Here is an 18,836-nt window from a genome sequence, read left to right as displayed (position 1 = left end):
CTCGCGCTTCCGGCGAGCGGCCGGCACCGCCACGCACGACGAGTTCACAGGCAGGCACTGAGCCGGAGGGGAGAACTGATGACGGTACTGGGGCTGGGCGGCTCGGGGCACGACTGGTCCTCCTGCGCCACCGACGGCCGCCGGCTGGTCGCCGTGGACGAGGAACGCGTGGTGGGGCGCAAGTACGGGCTCGGCGCGGACCTGCTCGCCGGGCGCAGCCGACGGGCGGTGCTCGACCAGCTGGGCGCCGCACCCGAACAGGTGGAGCACGTGGTCGCGTGCGACCTGGTGCCCCGCACGTTCTACCACTCGTTCCGCAGGCGGGTGGCGGTCATCGACCACCACCTCGCGCACGCCTACAGCGCGTTCGGCGCCTCCGGTCTGCCCCGCGCGGCGGTGCTCGTCGCCGACAACTCCGGCAGCCTCGTCGAGGGGAGCAAGACCGGCGGCGGGGTCCGCGAGGTCGAGACCATCACCGGCTTCGTGGCCGACTCCTCCGGAATCCTGCCGCTGCACCGGGTGACCGGGCGGCACGTGGTCGACGGCGACTCGGAGAGCGCCTACTACCAGCCGGGGGAGACCGACAACTCGCTGGGCCACTTCTACCGCGCGGCCACGCTGGCGCTCGACTTCGCGCACACCGGACCGACGACGCCGCACCCGGTCAGCGAGGACGGCAAGACGATGGGCCTGGCGCCCTACGGGGACGACCGCTTCGTGCCCGAGGTGGCGGAGCTGGTGGAGCTGCTGCCCGACGGCGAGGTGCGGATCTCGGCGGCCAAGGTCTCGCACGTGTTCGAACGGCTGGTGGAGTCCGGTTCGTTCGAGGACCGCGCCGCACTGGCGTACGCGGTGCAGGAGGTGCTGGGCGCGGCGATGGTGCACTGCGCGAACGCGCTGCACGCGCGCACCGGCCTGCCGGACCTGTGCATCGCCGGAGGTGTGGGGCTCAACAGCGTGGCCAACGGGCGGGTGCTGCGCGAGACGCCCTTCGAGCGGCTGTTCGTGGTCCCGGCGGCCGGGGACAACGGCATCAGCCTCGGCTGCGCCTACTACGGGCTGCACCGGCTCGCGGGCCTGCCGCTGGACGAGCTGCCGGTGCTGCGCGACGCCTATCTGGGGCCGGTGTACTCCGAGCAGCGGATCGAAGCCGCGCTCGCCGCCAGCGGACTGGCCGTGCGCACCGGCGTCGACCTGATCGGCCGGGTCGCCGAACTGCTCGCCGAGGGCAGGACCGTCGGCTGGTACGACGGCGGCTCGGAGTTCGGGCCCCGCGCGCTGGGGCACCGCAGCATCCTCGCCGCGCCGTTCCCGGCGGCGATGCGTGCCCACCTCAACGACGACGTCAAGCACCGCGAGTGGTTCCGCCCCTACGCACCGGTGATCCGGGCCGAACGGGCCGAGGACTACTTCGCGCTCGCCCAGCCGTCCCCGTTCATGCTGATCGTGGCCGAGGTGACCAGACCGGACGAGATCCCGGCGGTCACCCACGTGGACGGCACGGCGCGCCTGCAGACGCTCGAACGACCGCAGAACCCGCCGGTGTACGACCTGCTCGGCGAGTTCGAGGCGTTGACCGGGTGCCCGGTCCTGCTCAACACGTCCTTCAACGTGGCGGGGCGGCCGATCGTGGAGACGCCGGAGGACGCCCTCGACGCGTTCGCCGCGATGGACCTCGACCACCTCGTGCTGGGAAACCGGCTGGTCAGCAAGGCATGACGGCGACGGCGGAGCGCGGGCCGCTGCCCGAGGAGGTACCGGTGCTCGTGGTCGGTGGCGGACCGGTGGGACTGGCCGCGGCGTTGTTCCTGGCGCGCCACGGGGTTCGCGTGCTGCTGGTGGAGCGGCGCGCCACGACGTCGCCGCTGCCCCGGGCCACCCACGTCACCCGCCGCACCATGGAACTGTTCCGGGAGGCGGGCCTGCAGCGGCGCATCCGCGCGGCGGGCTTCGAGGTCGTGCCGGCCGACGATCCCCGCGCCGAGTCCGACCGCACGCTGCCGCGCACCGTCTACGACGTCCGTTCCCTCGCCGAGATCCGGCACGGCGCGGTCCTGGAGACCGGCGAGGAGGAACTGGCCGTGCCGGGGCCGTGCCCGCCGTACTGGTGCGGGCAGGACAGGCTGGAGCCGATCCTGCGCGACGCCGCCGCACGGCTCGGCGCCGACATCCGCTTCGGGCACGAACTGGTCGAGCTTGCGGTGACGCGCACCAGCGCCACCGCGTCGGTCCGCTGTGGACGGTCCGGTCGGGTGCGCACCGTCACCGCGCGCTACGTGGTGGCGGCCGACGGGGCCCGGGGGACCGTCGGCAGGCGTCTCGGCATCCCGTACACCGGTCTCGGGGTGACCGGGCACCGCCTGACGATCCTGTTCCGCGCCGATCTGGACCGCCTCGTCGCCGGGCACCGGTTCTTCATGGCGATGATCGGGAATCCGGGTTTCCACGGGGCCGTCATGCGGCTCAACGACCCGCACCGGTGGGCCGCGGCCGTCGACCGCGACCCGGACCGCGCGGTCGAGTTCACCGACGCCCGGTGCCTCCAACTGGCCCGCGCCGCCGTCGGCGACGACACCGTCGACGTGCGGCTCGACCGCACCTTCCGGTGGACGGCCGAGCACCGGGTCGCCGGGAGGTACCGGCGGGGACCGGTGTTCCTCGCCGGGGACGCGGCCCACCTGCACCCGCCCTCCGGCGGTTACGGGTCCAATGTGGGCTTCCAGGACGCGCACAACCTGGCGTGGAAGCTGGCAGCCGTGCTCGCCGGCCGGGCGGGCGAGGACCTGCTGGACACCTACGACGCGGAGCGCCGCCCGGTGGCGGCCGCCACCGCGGAACAGGCGCTGCTGCTCGACGGGGTGCCGCCGGAACGGCTCGGCGGTGCGCGCCCCTGCGATCCGCGCACGCTGATCATGGGCTACCGGTACCGGTCCACGGCGGTGCTGGGCGGCTCGTTCGAAGGGCCGCTCCCACCGGTGTTCGACCTCTCCGGCGAACCCGGGAGCCGGGTCCCGCACGCGACCGCGTGGACGCGGGCCGGGGCGGCGACCACCACGCTCGACGCGCCGGGCGGTGGCTTCGCCGTGTTCTCGGCCGATCCGGGGTGGTTGGCGGCGGCGACGCGGGTGCGCCGGGCGCTGGGCGTGCCGGTGGCCGGTTACCGGCTGGAGCCGGCGGACTGGTGCGGACCGGCGTCCCGGGGCGTGGTCCTGGTCCGGCCGGACGGTTTCGTCGCCTGGCGGCGCACCGGCCCCGGGCCGCCCCGGTGCGACGCGCTCGCCGCGGCCGTGCGCGCGGCCCTGTCCGCATCGGGCGTCCCAGCGGTCCACCAGTGACAGTCCACAGAGGATTCCGCCGTCGTGGCCGGGATCCTCGCGTCCCGAGGAGATCCGATGATTGATTTCACCCGGCCGCGGTTGGGGAAGGAAGAACTCGACGCGGTCGCCGACGTCTTCGACAGCGGGTGGGTCGGCTACGGGCCCCGGTCGGGCGCGTTCGAGGCCGAGTTCGCCGAGCACCTCGGAGTGCCACCGGAACAGGTGCTGTTCCTCAACTCCGCCACCGCGGGCACCTTCCTGGCGTTCGAACTGCTCGGCCTGGGCGAGGGCGACGAGGTCGTGATGCCCGCGATCAGCTTCAACTCCGGGCCCAACGCGACCCTGTCCTGCGGCGCCCGCCCGGTCTTCTGCGAAGTGGACCCGTGGACGCTGAACCCGGCGGCGGCGGATGTCGAGCAGGCCATCACACCCCGCACCAAGGCGGTCCTCGTGCTGCACTACGGCGGCCACCCCGGCCACATCGCGGAGATCGCCGAGCTGTGCGCGCGGCGGGGGCTCGCACTGGTCGAGGACGCGTCCTGCGCGGTCGCCTCCCGGGCCGCCGGACGCGCGGCCGGGACGTTCGGCGACATGGCGGTGTGGAGCTTCGACACCATGAAGACGCTGGTGACCGGGGACGGCGGGATGCTCCGCGTCCGCGACCCCGAGCTCGCCCGCCGCGCCCGGCGGCTCTCCTACCACGGGCTGGCGCAACCCGCCGACGGTTTCACGCCCCCGCCGTGGAAGACGTGGGCGTTCGAGCAGCGCGAGATCGCCAGGAGGCTGCTCGGCAACGACCTGACCGCCGCTATCGGCTCGGTCCAGCTGCGCCGGCTGCCGGAGTTCGTCGCGCGCCGGAAGGAACTCGCCGCCCGCTACGACGAACGGCTGCGCGACCTCGACGGCGTGCGCCTGCCCCCACCGGTCCCGGCCGGCCACGAATCGTCGCACTACCTGTACTGGGTGAAGGTGCACCGGGACGTCCGGGACGACGTCGCGCGCCGGTTGCACGAGGCCGGGATCCCGGCCAGCTACCGCTACGGGCCGCTGCACCGGGTGGAGGTCTACGGGGTCGACTGCCGACTGCCGAAGTCCGACGCCGCGGCCGACGAAACGCTCTGCCTGCCGCTGCACCAGGGACTCGACGACCAGGACGTGGACCGGGTCGCGTCCTGCCTTCGCGACATCATCGGATCGTGACGGAGGAACCATGCTGCGAGTGGAACTGCCCGACCCCGGCGAGGTCGGCCGGCTGTACGACCGCTTCACCGATCTCGGCGATGCCGCGCTCGGCGACAACCTCCACTTCGGGTACTGGGAAGACCCCGACGTCGTCGACCCGGACGACACGTTGCAGGCGGCGACGCACCGCTTCACCGACCGGATGGCCGACCGGTTGCGCGTCACGAGCGGGCACCGCGTGCTCGACGTGGGCTGCGGGGTGGGGGCACCCGCGGTGCGGTTGGCCGCCGCGACCGGTGCGGAGGTCGTCGGCATCACCGTCAGCTCCGAGCAGGTGGACCGCGCCACGGGGCTGGCCCGGGCGCAGGGGATGGCCGAGCGGGTCGCGTTCCGGTTGGCCGACGTGCTCGACCTGCCGTTCGGCGACGCGTCGTTCGACGCGGTGTGGGCGCTGGAATCGCTGTGCCACGTGCCGGACCGGGGCGCGGCTCTGGAGAACATGGCCCGCGTGCTGCGTCCGGGCGGTCGGCTCGTGCTCACCGACTTCTACCAGCGGGCCCCGATCCCGGCCGAGAAGCGGCCGGTGGTCGAGGAGTACTTCCGCGACTTCATGATGAGCCCGATGGTCGGCCCGGACGGGTATCCCCGGCTGTTCGAGGAGGCCGGTCTGCTGTTCCACGAGCAGCTCGACATCAGCCGGGAGACGATGCCCCGCACCTTCGCGTTGATGTCGCAGGGCATCCGGCAGCGCAAGGGAGACCTCGACGAGCGGTTCGGTGCGGAGATGGTCGACCAGTTCGACCCGGGCGACCTGATCGGCATCCCCGAGTTCGGCTATCTCGTGGCGGTGGCCGAACGCGCGTCGTGACGAGTCGTCGAACTCTCAGAGCCCGCCTTCGAACTCGTTGTGCGAGGCGGTGCTGGCGTGGCTGTGGCGCGTCAGCGCCTCGTTGGGGGCGGGTGACGGGCGGGCCGCTGAGTGCCTGTCTTTGAACCTGCTCCCGGAAGGGGTGTGGCAAGCGGCGACAGCCGCTTTCTCTTTCGGTGAGTGGTCTCGCAGCTGGCACCGCCGCGGGTTCTCAGCGGTCGGCTCGCGAGGACAGCCCCGACGCCGTGTATTGGGCATACATCAGGAGGGGCTCCCACAGCCGAGACGGCCGCTGAGGTTCCGCTACCGGCACCGCCTCGCAAAACGAGTCCAAGACAGGCTCTGAACTCAGAGCAGGCCGGTCTTGCCCGGGGTCCAGTGCGTCTGCACCTTCACCGCCGGGCGCGGCCAGCCGCGGTCGCGGACGAGGTGGCGGACGACGGCCTGGCAGGTTCTGGCCTCCCCGGCGACGTAGGCGACGCCGGGCCGCCGGGGCAGGTCGAGTTCGCGCACCCCGCGCAGCAGGACCGTCGAGCCCGCCGCGGGGGCGCGCCCGCGGTGCACCCAGTGCAGCGACCTGGCTCCCGAGGGCGGGGACATCTCCTGGTCCGGGCCGGTGGTTTCGAGGACGCCGAACACCTCGGCGTCCGCGGGCAGCGCGGCGAGCATCGCCAGCAGCGGTACCGCGCCGGTCTCCTCGCCGACGAACACGTGGTAGGCGGCTCGCGGGTCGAGCACGATCCGGTTGCGCGGCACGCCGAGCCGGATGCGGTCGCCCGCGGCGGCCGCGGTGGCCCAGCGACTGCCCGGCCCGCCCGGCCGGTGCACGGCGACGCGCAGCGTCAACGAGGCGTCCGCCGGGCTGTGCCGCCACACCGAGTACGTCCGCAGGACGGGCTGCTGCCCGGGAACCGGGACCTCCACCGGCAGGTGCGCTCCGGGTTTGCTCGACAGCCGGGCGAGTGCGGGGCCGCGCAACCGGATCTCGCGCATCTCCGGGTTGACGTCGTCCACCGCGACGATCCGCGCGTCCAGGAACCTGTGGTCGCCGAACCGCCGGGAGCGCGGGCCGCGGGCCGCCGGATCCACCTGCCGCACCCGGGTCAGCCCCGCCCGTGGGCGCGCAGCGCGAGCAGGGCGTCGATGGTGACGATGGGGCGCCACTCCAGCCGGGTTCCCGGGGCCCACTCCGGCCAGCGGATCGGCCAGCCGCCGTCCGGTTCCTGCTGGTCGGCGAGGAAGTCCAGCGACCGCCGCAGCTCGTGTTCGCTGAACCAGGACGCGGCGAGCGAACCCGGAGCTGGTGCGAAGTCGTGGGGGAGGTGGTGCTCGCCCGGCGCGTAGCCGGGCGCGACGGGGTAGTCCTCGGGCCGGTCCGGGTCCAGCAGGACGAGCTCGCGGTCCCGGACCAGCTCGCCGAGCCGCCGGGCCGCCGCTCGCGCGCGGCCCCGGTCGGCGGCCGAGTCGAGGAAGGTCACCGCCGACTCGACCTCGTAGGGGTGGGTGTCGTCCAGCCGCTCGACCGCGTCCCAGCAGAACTCCTCGGCCCGGTCCAGCCACGGGTGGCGGATGCCGTTGCGGCGCAGCAGGCCGACGATGGTCCCGGTCGACAGCAGCGCACCGGCCCGCTCGGGGTCCGGCGGCACCGCCGACGCGGACGGGTAGGTGCGCTGCGCGGGGTACCGCGCGGGCAGGCCGCCGTCAGGCGCGCTCAGGTCCTCGAAGTGGCTCAGCAGCCGCTTGACCCGGATCTCGTCGCACCGCCCGATCTCGTCGAGGACGCGCAGCGCGAAGGCGGCGCTCAGCGGCTCGGGCACCGGTCCGCGCAGGTCGGGTTCCAGCGCGTAGCCGAACCCGCCGTCGGCGTGGGCGTAACCGGCGAGCGCGGCCTCCACGGCGTCGGCGGAACCGCCGAGGAAGTGGTGGGCGAAGCGGTGCTGTTCCAGCGCTCGCGCGGTCAGCCACACGAACCATTCCGCGCGCTGAAGCGGTTCGTTCACCGTGGCCTCCGTGGCATCGGGTGGCGACTCTGCGTAGCGAGGCTAGCACGCAGCACGCTCGCGCTCGGCTGGCCCCGGCCGATCGAGGAGCGTGTCGAAAGTCGTTGGTGTGCTTGGTCTTCTGTGCTAGCTTGGCCGGAAACGCGCTGGTCGATCTCGCGGTGATCACCGGTTTCGGCGCGCCTGAACCTCCCCGGCCGTTCCCCGGCGAAGGAAGGTCCACTGTGGAGTATCGAAGTCTCGGCCCGCACCTCGACGTCCCGGCGCTGGGACTCGGGTGCATGGGCATGTCCGCGTTCTACGGCGCCGCCGACGAAGCCGAGGCGCTCGCCACCATCCGCCGGGCCGTCGACCTGGGCGTCGGATTCCTGGACACCGCCGAGATGTACGGCCCGTTCACCAACGAGCAACTCGTGGGGCGGGCGGTGGCGGGCCGCCGCGACGAGGTGGTGCTCGCCACCAAGTTCGGGGTGACCGGTCGCCAGGACCGCCCGCTGGACGGCAGTCCGGAGAACGTGCGCCGTTCGGTCGAGGGCTCGTTGCGCCGCCTCGGGGTGGAGTGCGTCGACCTCTACTACCTGCACCGGGTGGACCCGCTGGTCCCGGTCGAGGACACCGCGGGCGCCATGGCGGAGCTGGTCCGGGAGGGAAAGGTCGGCCACCTCGGGCTGAGCGAGGTGTCGGCGGCGACGCTGCGCCGTGCGCACCGGGTCCACCCGATCGCCGCAGTGCAGACCGAGTATTCGCTGTGGACGCGGCACGTCGAGGCCGAGATCCTCCCGGCGTGCCGCGAGCTCGGGGTCGGATTCGTCGCGTACGCGCCGGTCGGGCGCGGATTCCTGGCCGGGCGCTTCGCGTCCCCGGACGACGTGCCCGCGGACGACGTGCGCCGCCACCTGCCGCGCTTCGCGGCGCAGAACTTCCCGGCCAACCGGCGGATCCTGGACGTGTTGACCCGGTTCGCGCGGGAACGCGGCCGCACCCCGGCGCAACTGGCGCTGGCCTGGCTGCTCGCCAGGGGCGACGACGTCGTGCCGATCCCGGGCACCAAGCGGCGCAGGTACCTGGAGGAGAACGTCGCGGCGCTGGACATCGCGTTGTCCCCGGACGAGCTGGCCGGCATCGACGAGGAACTGCCCGCGCCGTCCGGCGAGCGCTATCCCGCCGGCGCGATGGCCTCGATCCAGCAGTGACGTCGCGGCGAGCGGAGCCGACGCGGGGAGGGATTCGGTGGGAACCACGCTGTGGCTGACCGGCTTGCCCAGTTCCGGGAAGACGACGCTCGGGCGCGCGCTCGTCGACCGGCAACGCGGCAGCAGGCGGGTCGAGCACCTCGACGGCGACCGGGTGCGCCGCGAACTGTTCCCCGAACTCGGGTTCGGCGAGGCGGACCGGGTGGACAACATCCGCCGCATCGGCAGGCTCGCGGCGATGCTGGCCGCGCACGACGTGCTGGCCGTGGTGTCGGTGATCGCGCCGTACGCCCACGCCCGCGACGAGGTCCGCGCCGATCACGAGGCCCGCGGGCTGACCTACGTGGAGGTCCACGTGGACGCACCGCTGGACGTCTGCGCCCGCCGCGACGTCAAGGGCCTCTACGCCCGCGCCGGGAGGGGCGAGATCACCGGCCTCACCGGGGTCGACGACGTCTACGAGGAACCGCCGCGCCCCGAGGTCCGGGTCGGCACGGCGACCACGGGTGTCGACGAGTGCGTGCGCGCGACGAACGAGCGCTCGCCCGCGCGGAGCACCGCTGACCGCGCTCGGCGTCGCCGACCAGCAGTTCGACGGCTCGCACGCGGGCGGCGTGCATGGGCGGCGGTGCGGCGGGGCACACCGGGACTGCGCGGTTCGCGAGCGCCGTCGGGGGAGGCAGAGCCATGGTCGAGCGGCCGGTGCTGGTGTTGGGGGCCACGGGTGGCCAGGGAGGTGCGGTCGTCGCGGCGCTGCTGGAGCGCGGGGCCGAGGTGCGGGCGCTGGTGCGCGATCCCGGTCGCGAGTCCGCCCGGCGGTTGGGCGAGCGCGGGGTGGCCGTGGTCGCCGGTTCGCTGGACGACGCGGATTCGCTGGCCGCCGCGATGTCCGAGGTGGCGGCCGTGTTCGCGGTGACCACGCCGTTCGAGAGCGGGGTGGACGCCGAGGTGCGGCAGGGCGGCGCGATCCTGGCGGCGGCGCACCGGGCGCGGGTTCCGCACCTGGTGTTCAGCTCGGTCGCCGGTGCCGACCAGGACTCCGGGGTGCCGCACTTCGAGAGCAAGGCGCGGATCGAGGCCGAGCTGCGCTCGGGCGACGTGCCGTGGACGGTGCTGGGACCGACCTACTTCTTCGACAACGCCCTCGGCGGCGCCGACCGCATCCGCGACGGGGTGCTGGACCTCCCGCTGCCGCCCGACCGGCCGTTGCAGCAGCTGGCGCGCCCCGACCTCGGCGCGTTCGCCGCCGAGGTCCTGCTGCGTCCCGGAGCCCACGTCGAACAGCGCATCGAGCTGGCGAGCGACGCTCCGACGCCGACCGGGATGGCGGCCGCGCTCTCGCACGCGCTGGGGCGGGAGGTGCGCCACCGGCAGGTGCCGCTGGAGGCCATCGGCAACGCGGACATGCTGGCGATGTGGCGGTTCCTGAACGGGCCCGGCTACCGGGTCGACATCGACGCCCTGCACCGCGCCCACCCCGAGATCGGCTGGACCGGTTTCGCCGACTGGGCCCGGCACGCGTTCGCCCGGTGACGTCCGGGAAGCACGGCTGTTCCGTTCGGGCGAGCACGGCGTCGCCGCCTTGAGTGCCTGTCTTTGAACCCTGCTCCCGGAAGGGGTGTGGCAAGCGGCGGTAGCCGCTTTCTCTTTCGGTGAGTGGTCTCGTAGCCCGCACCGCCGCGGGTTCTCAGCGGTCGTCTCGCGAGGACAGCCCCGACGCCGTGTATGGGACATACATCAGGAGGGGCTCCCACAGCCGAGACGGCCGCTGAGGTTCCGCTTCCGGCACCGCCTCGCACAACGAGTTCGAAGACAGGCTCTGAGGCGGGTTCGGCGTCGGCATAGCGTCTCGCCCGCAGGGAACCCGTTCTTCGGAGTTCCACTGTGGACACATGGGCGCCGCGCTGATCGCCTCGTGCGCGTGGCCCGGCTCCGGCCACGCCCTCCCACCACCGATCAGCGGTTCGTCGCCGCGCGACGGGGTGCCCGGCAGCGCAGGCCGGTTCGACGATCGTCGGGCCGGCCTGCGTCGTTCCCGCCGGATCCGGTTTCCCGGCGCAACCCGGCGGCGGGGTCGTCGCGCGCGACGACGTGTGGGCGGTCGGCAGCACCGCCAAGGGCGGCGGCTCGGCGGTGCACTGGGACGGCGAGGAGTGGAAGCAGGTCGGTCTCGCCGCACCCGGTGGCGGTGACCCGCGGCCGGTGGCGCTGAAGGCTTTCGGCCCCCGCGACGTGTGGGCGGTGGGCGGCCTGTGGGGCCAGCGCGGCATGGCCCAGCACTGGGACGGCGCGCAGTGGACCGACGTCCCGGTGCCGCAGGAGGCGTCCGCGCCGTGGACCCTGCAGGACGTGGACGGCACGGCCCCGGACGACGTGTGGTCCGTCGGGTACGTCTCCGAGCCCTACCACGCGGTGGCCCTGCACTGGGACGGCCGGACCTGGCAGGACGTGCCGGTGCCGGACGGCAGCGGCAAGCCCGGTGACCCCGAGGAGCTCACCGACGTGCTCGCCGCCGCCCCGAACGACGTGTGGGTCGGCGGGCAGTTCGGCCCGCGCAGCACCCCGACCCCGTTCACGGCGCACTGGGACGGCGCGCAGTGGACAGTCGTGGGACTGGGCTCGCGGACCGGCACGGTCGACCAACTGGTCCGGGTGGACGGCCAGGTGCAGCTGTTCGGCACGTCCTCCGACGGCAAGCCGTTCGCGCTGCGGCACGACGGCACGGCGTGGCGCGACGTGCCCGCGCCGGCCGGGAACGTCTACTCGGCGACCGTCCAGGACGGGGGAGACGTGCTCGGCGTGGGTGCCTCCGGCGCGCCCGGGTACGAGCGGCCGTACGCCTCGACCTACCGGCGGTGACCCGCGCTCACCGCTCGTCCTCCTGGAGGTTCACCCGGCACCGCGCCCGGCCAGCGGCGTCGACGGCCCGCTGCTCGACGAGTTCGCCGTTGACCTCGACGCGGCACGTCGTCCCCGGCCGGGCGTCGACGACGTCCACCCAGTTGAGCCCGAAACCGACGCTGACGGCCTCGTGCCACGGCAGCGGGCGGCGGGTCTCGATGACCTGCCGGTCGTCCTCCCCGGCGAACTTGCGGCCGATCACGGCCTCGCCGGGCCCGTTGACCTCGAACCGCACGTCCCAGCTCTGGCTGACCAGACCGCACCCGCCGAGCGAGGTGGTGGCCGCGGCCACCGCGGCGGTGAGCGCGGCGGTGCGGACGGAGTGCTTCGGGATCACTGGGGCTCCTCTCGATGCCATCGGTGCGCCTCGGGCAGATCCTCCACCGCGCGCCGCACCGGCCGGATCGTCCGAAAGTAGCTGCCCGCCCGCCGGAATCGGCCGATCGGCCAGGTCCGCGGCGCCGAGCGGCGACGATAGGTTCAGGCGCATGCGTTCCCCGTCCGCGGCTCTGCGCGAGCCGAAGTCCTACCTGGTCCCACTGGCCGTGCTGGTGGCGTTCATCGTCGATCTCAACTTCGCCAGCCCCCGTTCCGGGCTGCTGCTGCTCGGTTCGGGCCTGCTGGTGCTGGGCTTGCTGGTCGCGGCGGTGTGGGCGGTGCGCACCGTGCGGTCTCCGCTGGCGGTGGCGCTGATGTGGACGGCGACGGCGGTGTCGTTGACCACGTCGTTCGTGCTGCACGTCACGGTGATCCAGCGCGAGCCCGGCTGGGCGGAGCTGCTCGGCCTGCTGGTGCTGATCACCTTGGCGGTGCGCGCGCTGCCGTTCTGGCAGGCGGTGCTCGGCGCGCTGCCGGTGTGCCTGGCGGTGGTGCAGCTGGACGACCGGCTGTCCACGTACGCGGGGATGGACAAGGAGACGACCGGGGTGCCGCTGCTGCTCATGGCCGGTGCCGTGGCGGTCGGTCTGCACCTGCGCGCCGAGGACCAGCGGTGGCTGGAGACCGCCGCCCGGGTCCGCCGGGCCGAGCGCCTGGAACTCGCCCGCGACCTGCACGACCACGTCTCGCACTACGTGACCGGGATCGTGGTGCAGGCCCAGGCCGGTGAGCAGATCGCCGAGCGCAAACCGGACACCGCGCGCGAGCTGTTCGGCAACATCGAGCGGACCGGCCAGCAGGGGCTGGTCGCGATGAGCCGCATGGTCAAGCTCCTGCGGGACGACGACGCGACCGACCGGCCCGCGCCGCAGGACTCGATGGAGGCGGTGCGCGAGCGGGTCGCGGAGTTCGAGATCAACGGCCGTCCGGCGAGCCTGGAGGTCGGCGCGGACGTGCGGGCCGAGGGGTGGCCGACCGAGGTGGGCCGGTCGGTGCAGCGCCTCGTGCAGGAGGGGTTGACCAACGTGCGCAAGCACGCCCGCGCCGCGACCGACGTGCGCGTGCTGCTGGAGCGGGCGGGGGCCGAACTCGTCGTGCGGGTCCGCAACGACGGCGGTTCGGCGGGGCCGCGGCTCTTCAGCCCCAGCGGCTTCGGCATGATCGGGCTGCGCGAACGGATCACCGCGCTCGGTGGGACCATCAGCAGCGGGCCCCTGCCGACCGGTGGCTGGGAGCTGGTCGCCCGCATCCCGCACGAGTGAGGACAGCATGAACACCACCGTCGTGATCGCCGATGACCAGGAGCTGGTGCGCACCGGTTTCCGCCTCATCCTCGACGGGCAGCAGGACATCGAGGTCGTCGGCGAAGCGGCGGACGGTGCGGCGGCGGTGGAGCTGGTGCGGCAGCTGCGGCCGGACGTGTGCCTGATGGACGTGCGCATGCCGAAGGTCGACGGGCTGGCGGCCACCAAGCAGCTGCGGAACTCGCCGGAGACGGCGGACACCAGGATCGTGGTGGTCACGACCTTCGACCTCGACGAGTACGTCTACGGCGCGCTGCGCGCCGGGGCCAACGGGTTCGTGCTGAAGAACTCGGGGGCGCGGTTGCTGGTCGAGGCGGTGCACGCCGCCGTGCAGGGGGAGTCGCTGGTGTCGCCCGCCATCACGGTCCGGCTGCTCGAACAGCTCAACCGCCAGGTCGCCGCGCCCGACGCGCAGGAGGCCGCGGGCAGGCTCACCCCGCAGGAGCGCAACATCGTCACCCGCACCGCGCGCGGCTGGACGAACCAGGAGATCGCCGCCGACATGTTCCTGTCGTTGAGCACCGTGAAGGCGCACCTGGCGCGCGTGCAGGAGAAGCTCAACCTGCGCAACCGCGTCGAGATCGCGGCGTGGGCGTGGGAGCACGGGCTGATGCGCGGCTGACGGTGCGCTGCCGGTGAACCCGCCGGGCCCGCCCTGCGGGCGGTGTTCCCGAAAGTGAGCGTGCCGGGCGCCCGGGAGGATGTGCGTGCGGGCGTCGGGGATGCGGCGGACCAGCGGCGCCCGGTCCTCGCGTTCCGCGACCGCCATGTCCTTCCTCCCCCGCACGAGCCGGCACCCGGTCAGTCCGCTGAGGACGATTCCGGGCGTCCGGACGCCGCGCCCACCCACCGGACGCGGACTCAGCTCGCTCCCGGCCTCGCGGCGGGCGATCCGTGCGACACGGTGCGTGATCCCCGGCCGGGCGCGGCGCTTTTCCCGGTCCACAAAGGACCGGAGTCGTCGTCTCCGGTCCTTCCGGAGTGGTCCGCGTCATCCTGGACAAACGTCCGATTCGTGGCTTAGCTTAGCCTAAGCTAATGAAATGGGGAGGTTCGCATGGTGGGAGTCCGATCGCGCCGGTGGGGGCGGCTCGGTGTCTGCCTGCTCGTCGCGGCGCTCGCGCTCGCCGGGTGCGGGTCGCCCGCGCCCACGGCGTCGGGGCCGGCGGGGGAGGGATTCCCGGTCACCGTGTCGACGGCGTTCGGCGACGTGACCGTGCCCAGCAGGCCGAAGCGGGTCGTCGCGCTGGGTTGGGGAGACGCGGAGGTCGCCCTGATGCTGGGGGTGCAGCCGGTCGGCGCCGCCGACTGGCTGCCGGTGGGCGGCGACGGGGTGCCGCCGTGGGTGCCGCCGGACGAGCGGTACGCCGCGGCCCCGACGATGCTGGGCACCACGGAGGTCAACCTGGAGGCGCTCGCCGCGCTCGAACCGGACCTGATCCTCGACACCCGGGCGAGCGGGGACCGCAACCGCTACCAGAAGCTGTCCAGCCTGGGGGCGCCGGTCGTGAGCATTCCCCGGGGCGGCGAGTCCTACCGCACCAGCTGGCAGCAGCAGCTCGACCTGGTCGGCAGGGCGCTCGGCAGGCCCGCCGAGGCGGCGCGGGTGCGCGCCGACCTGGACGCGCGGTTCCGGCGCGCCGCCGCCGAGCACCCGGAGTTCGCGGGCAAGACCGCGGTCGTCGGTTCGAAGACCTCCAGGGGCTACGGCGCGTACGTCAACGGCGACTCCCGGGTCGAGTTCCTGCAGCGGCTCGGGTTCCGGCAGTCCCCGAAGGTCCAGCAGCACGCGGGCAGCGGCTTCTCGCTGCCGATCTCGACGGAGCGGACGGACCTGCTCGACGCCGACGTGACCGTGCTGACACCGATCGGCGTCCCGGCCGAGGCGATCACCGGTGACCCGCTGTTCCGGGCCGTGCGCTCGGTGCGGGACGGCCGGTCCCTGGTGCTGTCGGACCCGGCGGTCGCGCTGGCGTTCGCCAGCGGAACGCCGGGCGGGCTGGCCCACGCGCTCGACGAGGTCGTCCCCCGGCTCGCGCAGGTCGTGCCGCGTTGACGGCGCGGCGGAGCCCGCCAGGAGCACCAGCAACGCGCCGGTCAGCGCCGCCGGCGGGCCGACACGTCCGGTGCCGACGGGCAGGACGCGGCCGCCTGCTGCCCCCGTCCGGCACGGCGAACCGCGTGGCGCTCACGCGGCCGTGGCCGTCAGCTGGCCGAGCAGCGTGAGCGCGTCCTGCGAGCTGGAGCCCTGCTCGGCGGTGACCACGATCACGGACTGCTCGGGCGCGTAGGAGAGCACGAGGTTCTGCTGCGTGACGGTGAGGTCGCCGACCCGCGGGTGGTGCAGCTGGTAGGTGGCCGCCTCGCACGGCTTGACCCGGTGGTCGTTCCACAGCTCGGTGAACTCCGGGCACTTCACGGACAGCTCGCCGACCAGCGAGGCCAGCTGCGCGTCGTCGGGATACCTGCCCGCCACGAGCCGCAGGCTCGCCACGATGCCGCGCACCTTGCGCTCCCAGTCCGCGTAGAGCTCGCGGGTGTGCGGGTCGAGGAACAGCATCCGGGCCAGGTTCGGCCGGTCGGCGGGGCGGTCGGGCGCCGTCGGGTCGAGGTGCCCGGCCAGCAGGGCGTGCCCGAGCGGGTTCCACGCCAGCACGTCGGTGCGGCGACCGACCACCAGTGCGGGCACGTGCGCGAACGACCGCAGCAGGTCGTGGGTCAGCGGGCTGACCCGCTCCGCCGGCGGCCGGCTGCGGCGGCGCGGGCGCTGGACCGCGAGGTCCCGCAGGTGGGTGCGCTCGTGCACGTCCAGGCGCAGCGCGTCGGCGAGCGCGTCCAGCACGGAATCCGAGACGTTGATCGTCTGGCCCTGCTCCAGCCGCGTGTAGTACGAGACGCTGACGCCCGCCAGCTGGGCCAGCTCTTCGCGCCGCAACCCTGGTACCCGCCGCCGCGTCGTGGTGACCACGCCAACGTCCTCGGGCCGCAGCCGCGCCCGCCGCGCTCGCAGGAACTCACCCAGATGTCCGGAAACGCTCACGCCACCACTATGCCGCACGCGGCCGGCGGCGAACCTGACCACGGCAGTGGTAGGCACGACCGAGGCTGGTCCCCCGGCGACGGCGCGCGCACGCTGGCAGCAGTTCCACCGAACACTTCCCAGGAGCAGCCATGCAGGAAATCGTGCTGGGTGACGTGACGATCACCCGCGTCGTCGAGTACCACGGACCGGTCGGGATGTCGCCCGCGACCTTCTTCCCCGACGCGCCCGAGCAGGCGTGGCGGGACGAGGCGTCCTGGCTGGTGCCGGACTTCCTCGAACCCGCCGGGGACATGTGCGTCTCCGCGATACAGACCTGGGTGCTGCGCAGCGAGGGCAGGACGATCCTGGTCGACACCGGCGTCGGCAACCACAAGGAGCGGCGCACGCCGAAGTGGCACCACCTCAACACCGACTACCTCGCCAACCTCGCCGAGGCCGGTGTCCGGCCCGAGGACGTGGACCTGGTGATCAACACCCACCTGCACGTCGACCACGTCGGCTGGAACACCCGGCTGGACGGGGACAGCTGGGTGCCGACCTTCCCCAACGCCACCTACCTCATGCCGCGGCCCGACTTCGACTTCTGGAACCCCGCCAACGGCCAGGAGCGCGGCGACCGCAACGTCTTCGACGACAGCGTGACCCCGGTGCACGAGGCGGGCCAGGTGCAGCTGTGGGAGGACGGCCACACCATCGACGGCAACCTGCGCCTGGAGCTCGCGCCGGGGCACACGCCCGGTTCCTCCGTGGTGGTGCTGGAGTCGGGCGGCGACCGGGCGCTGTTCGTCGGTGACCTGCTGCACACCCCGCTGCAGATCGTCGCTCCCGACGTGAACAGCTGCTTCTGCGAGGATCCGGCCGAGGCCCGGGCCACCCGTCGGCGGCTGCTCGGCCGAGCCGACGACACCAACGCGCTCGTGCTGCCCGCGCACTTCGGCGGCCACGGCGCGGCCGAGGTCGTGCGGGACGGGGACGGGTTCGCCATCAAGAACTGGGCCCCGTTCGCCCGCCTCTGACGACCAACCCGCGACGACGTGCTACTTCCCGGACGAGAGCAGGAGAACACCGGTGTCCGATCCGATCGTGACCACCACTGAGGGAGCCGTTCGCGGCAGCGTCGACGGGGACGTTCGCCGTTTCCTCGCCATCCCGTACGCCGCGCCACCGCAGGGGCCCGGACGGTTCGGGCCACCCGTCCCGCACCGCCCGTGGGCGGACGTGCGCGACGCCACCGAACCCGGGCCGACCGCGCCGCAGCCCGACCGGGGCGGGTTCGGGGCGCTCGACATGTCGCCGTTCTTCGGGCCCGGCTGGGTCCGCGGCGACGACTACCTGTCCGTCAACGTCTGGGCGCCGCGCGAGGCCGAACGCAGCCCGGTGATGGTGTTCGTGCACGGCGGCGGTTTCGTGTCGGGGTCGAACCGGGCCGCGCTGTACGACGGCAGCGCGTTCGCCCGCGACGGCGTGGTGCTGGTGACGGTCAACTACCGGTTGGGCATCCCCGGATTCCTCGACGTGCCCGGCGCACCGCGCAACCGGGGGCTGCTCGACGTCGTCGCCGCGCTGCGCTGGGTGCAGCGCAACATCGCGGCGTTCGGCGGGGATCCCGACAACGTCACGGTGTTCGGCCAGTCCGCGGGCGCCACCATCGTCACCGGGCTGCTCGCCACGCCCGAGGCCGACGGGCTGTTCCGGCGTGCGATCGCGCAGAGCGGCAACGGGCTCCGGACCTTCTCGCCCGAGCAGGCCGCCAGGGTGACCAGCGCGGCCGCAGCCGCGCTCGGCGTCGAACCGAGCGGCCTCGTCGACGTGGACGACGAGCGGCTCGTCGAGATCATGCCCGCGCTCAGCGGGCTGGACCTGCGCACGGCGGACCGCTTGGACCCGCTCGTCGGGCTGGTCCCGTTCAGCCTCGTGCTGGACCAGCAGCCCGTCGAGAGCCGGCTGTCCGGCGTCGACCTGCTCGTCGGCAGCAACGCGGAGGAGGGCAACCTCTACCTCGCCCCGTCCGGTGCGCTGGCGAACTCGACCGCCGCGGACGTGCGCGAGCTGGCCGCCCGGGTGCACCGCGACCCCGACGCGCTCGTCGCGGCCTACCGGGCGCGGATGCCGGAGGCGTCCCACGGCGAGGTGCGCTCGGCGATCCTGGGGGACGCGATGTTCGGCGTCGGCAGCCGCAGGCTGGCCGAGGCGCACGGCAACGCCCACGTCTACGAGTTCGCCCACCGGTCGTCCGCTGTGGACGGTCAGCTGGGAGCGGCGCACGGCGTGGAGCTGCCGTTCGTGTTCGACCTCCTCGACCGCCCGGAGCTGCGCGGCGCCAAGGCGCTGCTCGGCCCGGCCGAGCCGCCCGCCGCGCTGGCCGAGGAGATGCACTCGGCGTGGATCTCCTTCGCCCGCACCGGCGATCCGGGCTGGCCGCGCTTCGGCCGGGACGGCACGATCCGCCGGTTCGACGCGGTCTCGACGACCACCGAAGCGCGCGATCTGCCCGGCTGGTGACGCGCCGGCCCGGGTGGGGTCCCGGATCAGCACGGGGATCCGTCCCCGTGCTGATGGCCCGGGATGTCAGCGCAGCGATCCGAAATCGACGCCGGTCGTGCGGCGGGAGCGCGGACCCTCCAGCAGGCTGCGCAGGGCACGACTCGGC

The 18,836-nt window shown here is 73.6% G+C and carries 16 protein-coding genes and 1 pseudogene; 13 read left to right on the top strand and 4 right to left on the bottom strand.

What is annotated here, in order from left to right; all coding sequences use genetic code 11:
* Positions 1–78 precede the first annotated feature (78 nt).
* The 4 genes from NV263_RS18385 to NV263_RS18370 are packed head-to-tail and all read left to right on the top strand — an operon-like array spanning position 79 to position 5,367.
* Positions 79–1,719: a carbamoyltransferase family protein gene (locus NV263_RS18385; protein ID WP_263247575.1), complete on the top strand. Its 1,641-nt coding sequence runs from the start codon at positions 79–81 to the stop codon at positions 1,717–1,719.
* On the top strand, positions 1,716–3,335 hold the full coding sequence (locus tag NV263_RS18380) for an FAD-dependent monooxygenase (protein WP_263247574.1): 1,620 nt from the start codon (positions 1,716–1,718) through the stop codon (positions 3,333–3,335). The genes NV263_RS18385 and NV263_RS18380 overlap by 4 nt, the downstream gene beginning before the upstream one ends.
* 57 nt (positions 3,336–3,392) lie before the next feature.
* Positions 3,393–4,517: a DegT/DnrJ/EryC1/StrS family aminotransferase gene (locus NV263_RS18375; protein ID WP_263247573.1), complete on the top strand. Its 1,125-nt coding sequence runs from the start codon at positions 3,393–3,395 to the stop codon at positions 4,515–4,517.
* Between the two features lie 10 nt (positions 4,518–4,527).
* Positions 4,528–5,367, top strand: a complete 840-nt coding sequence (locus tag NV263_RS18370) for an SAM-dependent methyltransferase (RefSeq protein ID WP_263247572.1) — start codon at positions 4,528–4,530, stop codon at positions 5,365–5,367.
* 348 nt (positions 5,368–5,715) lie between these two features.
* Here NV263_RS18370 and NV263_RS18365 read toward each other — a convergent pair whose 3' ends face one another.
* Both NV263_RS18365 and NV263_RS18360 read right to left on the bottom strand, forming a co-directional pair.
* Entirely contained in the window at positions 5,716–6,456 is a 741-nt protein-coding gene (locus NV263_RS18365) for a siderophore-interacting protein (RefSeq protein ID WP_263247571.1), read from the bottom strand.
* A 14-nt stretch (positions 6,457–6,470) separates the two neighbouring features.
* Positions 6,471–7,367 carry a hypothetical protein gene (locus tag NV263_RS18360; protein WP_263247569.1) on the bottom strand — a complete coding sequence of 299 codons (897 nt, stop codon included), beginning with the start codon at positions 7,365–7,367 and terminating at the stop codon, positions 6,471–6,473.
* Between the two features lie 224 nt (positions 7,368–7,591).
* Here NV263_RS18360 and NV263_RS18355 point away from each other — a divergent pair, with 224 nt between their 5' ends.
* From NV263_RS18355 to NV263_RS18340, 4 genes and pseudogenes are all read left to right on the top strand, one after another.
* Positions 7,592–8,560, top strand: a complete 969-nt coding sequence (locus NV263_RS18355) for an aldo/keto reductase (RefSeq protein WP_263247567.1) — start codon at positions 7,592–7,594, stop codon at positions 8,558–8,560.
* Positions 8,526–9,077 (top strand): annotated as a pseudogene (gene cysC, locus NV263_RS18350) (adenylyl-sulfate kinase); the annotation flags it as partial. The gene NV263_RS18355 and the pseudogene cysC, both read left to right, overlap by 35 nt.
* A gap of 101 nt (positions 9,078–9,178) precedes the next feature.
* A complete protein-coding gene (locus NV263_RS18345) occupies positions 9,179–10,093 on the top strand; it encodes an NmrA/HSCARG family protein (RefSeq protein WP_317630338.1) in 915 nt (304 codons plus the stop codon).
* 558 nt (positions 10,094–10,651) lie between these two features.
* A complete protein-coding gene (locus NV263_RS18340) occupies positions 10,652–11,419 on the top strand; it encodes a hypothetical protein (protein ID WP_263247565.1) in 768 nt (255 codons plus the stop codon).
* A 7-nt stretch (positions 11,420–11,426) separates the two neighbouring features.
* On the opposite strand, the gene NV263_RS18335 is transcribed toward NV263_RS18340, so the two are convergent.
* A complete protein-coding gene (locus tag NV263_RS18335; protein ID WP_263247564.1) occupies positions 11,427–11,798 on the bottom strand; it encodes a hypothetical protein in 372 nt (123 codons plus the stop codon).
* 151 nt (positions 11,799–11,949) lie between these two features.
* On the opposite strand from NV263_RS18335, the gene NV263_RS18330 reads away from it, so the two are divergent.
* From NV263_RS18330 to NV263_RS18320, 3 genes are all read left to right on the top strand, one after another.
* Positions 11,950–13,101: a sensor histidine kinase gene (locus NV263_RS18330; RefSeq protein WP_263247563.1), complete on the top strand. Its 1,152-nt coding sequence runs from the start codon at positions 11,950–11,952 to the stop codon at positions 13,099–13,101.
* A gap of 7 nt (positions 13,102–13,108) precedes the next feature.
* Positions 13,109–13,765, top strand: coding sequence for a response regulator (locus tag NV263_RS18325; protein WP_263247562.1), 657 nt, complete (start codon positions 13,109–13,111; stop codon positions 13,763–13,765).
* Positions 13,766–14,200: 435 nt separating this feature from the next.
* Positions 14,201–15,199 (top strand): iron-siderophore ABC transporter substrate-binding protein, encoded by a 999-nt coding sequence (locus NV263_RS18320; protein ID WP_263247561.1) that lies wholly within the window; start codon positions 14,201–14,203, stop codon positions 15,197–15,199.
* Between the two features lie 132 nt (positions 15,200–15,331).
* On the opposite strand, the gene NV263_RS18315 is transcribed toward NV263_RS18320, so the two are convergent.
* The gene (locus tag NV263_RS18315) at positions 15,332–16,183 is read right to left on the bottom strand and encodes a helix-turn-helix domain-containing protein (protein ID WP_263247560.1); all 852 of its coding nucleotides are present in this window, start codon (positions 16,181–16,183) and stop codon (positions 15,332–15,334) included.
* A gap of 131 nt (positions 16,184–16,314) precedes the next feature.
* On the opposite strand from NV263_RS18315, the gene NV263_RS18310 reads away from it, so the two are divergent.
* Positions 16,315–17,202, top strand: a complete 888-nt coding sequence (locus tag NV263_RS18310) for an MBL fold metallo-hydrolase (protein ID WP_263247559.1) — start codon at positions 16,315–16,317, stop codon at positions 17,200–17,202.
* 52 nt (positions 17,203–17,254) lie between these two features.
* On the top strand, positions 17,255–18,688 hold the full coding sequence (locus NV263_RS18305; protein WP_263247558.1) for a carboxylesterase/lipase family protein: 1,434 nt from the start codon (positions 17,255–17,257) through the stop codon (positions 18,686–18,688).
* Positions 18,689–18,836: the final 148 nt, after the last annotated feature.

This window comes from Saccharopolyspora rosea (genome assembly GCF_025643595.1).
In the GTDB taxonomy this organism is placed as follows: domain Bacteria; phylum Actinomycetota; class Actinomycetes; order Mycobacteriales; family Pseudonocardiaceae; genus Saccharopolyspora; species Saccharopolyspora rosea.
The sequence above is the reverse complement of the archived record's forward strand: the minus strand, read 5'-3'. Positions and strand labels throughout refer to the sequence as shown.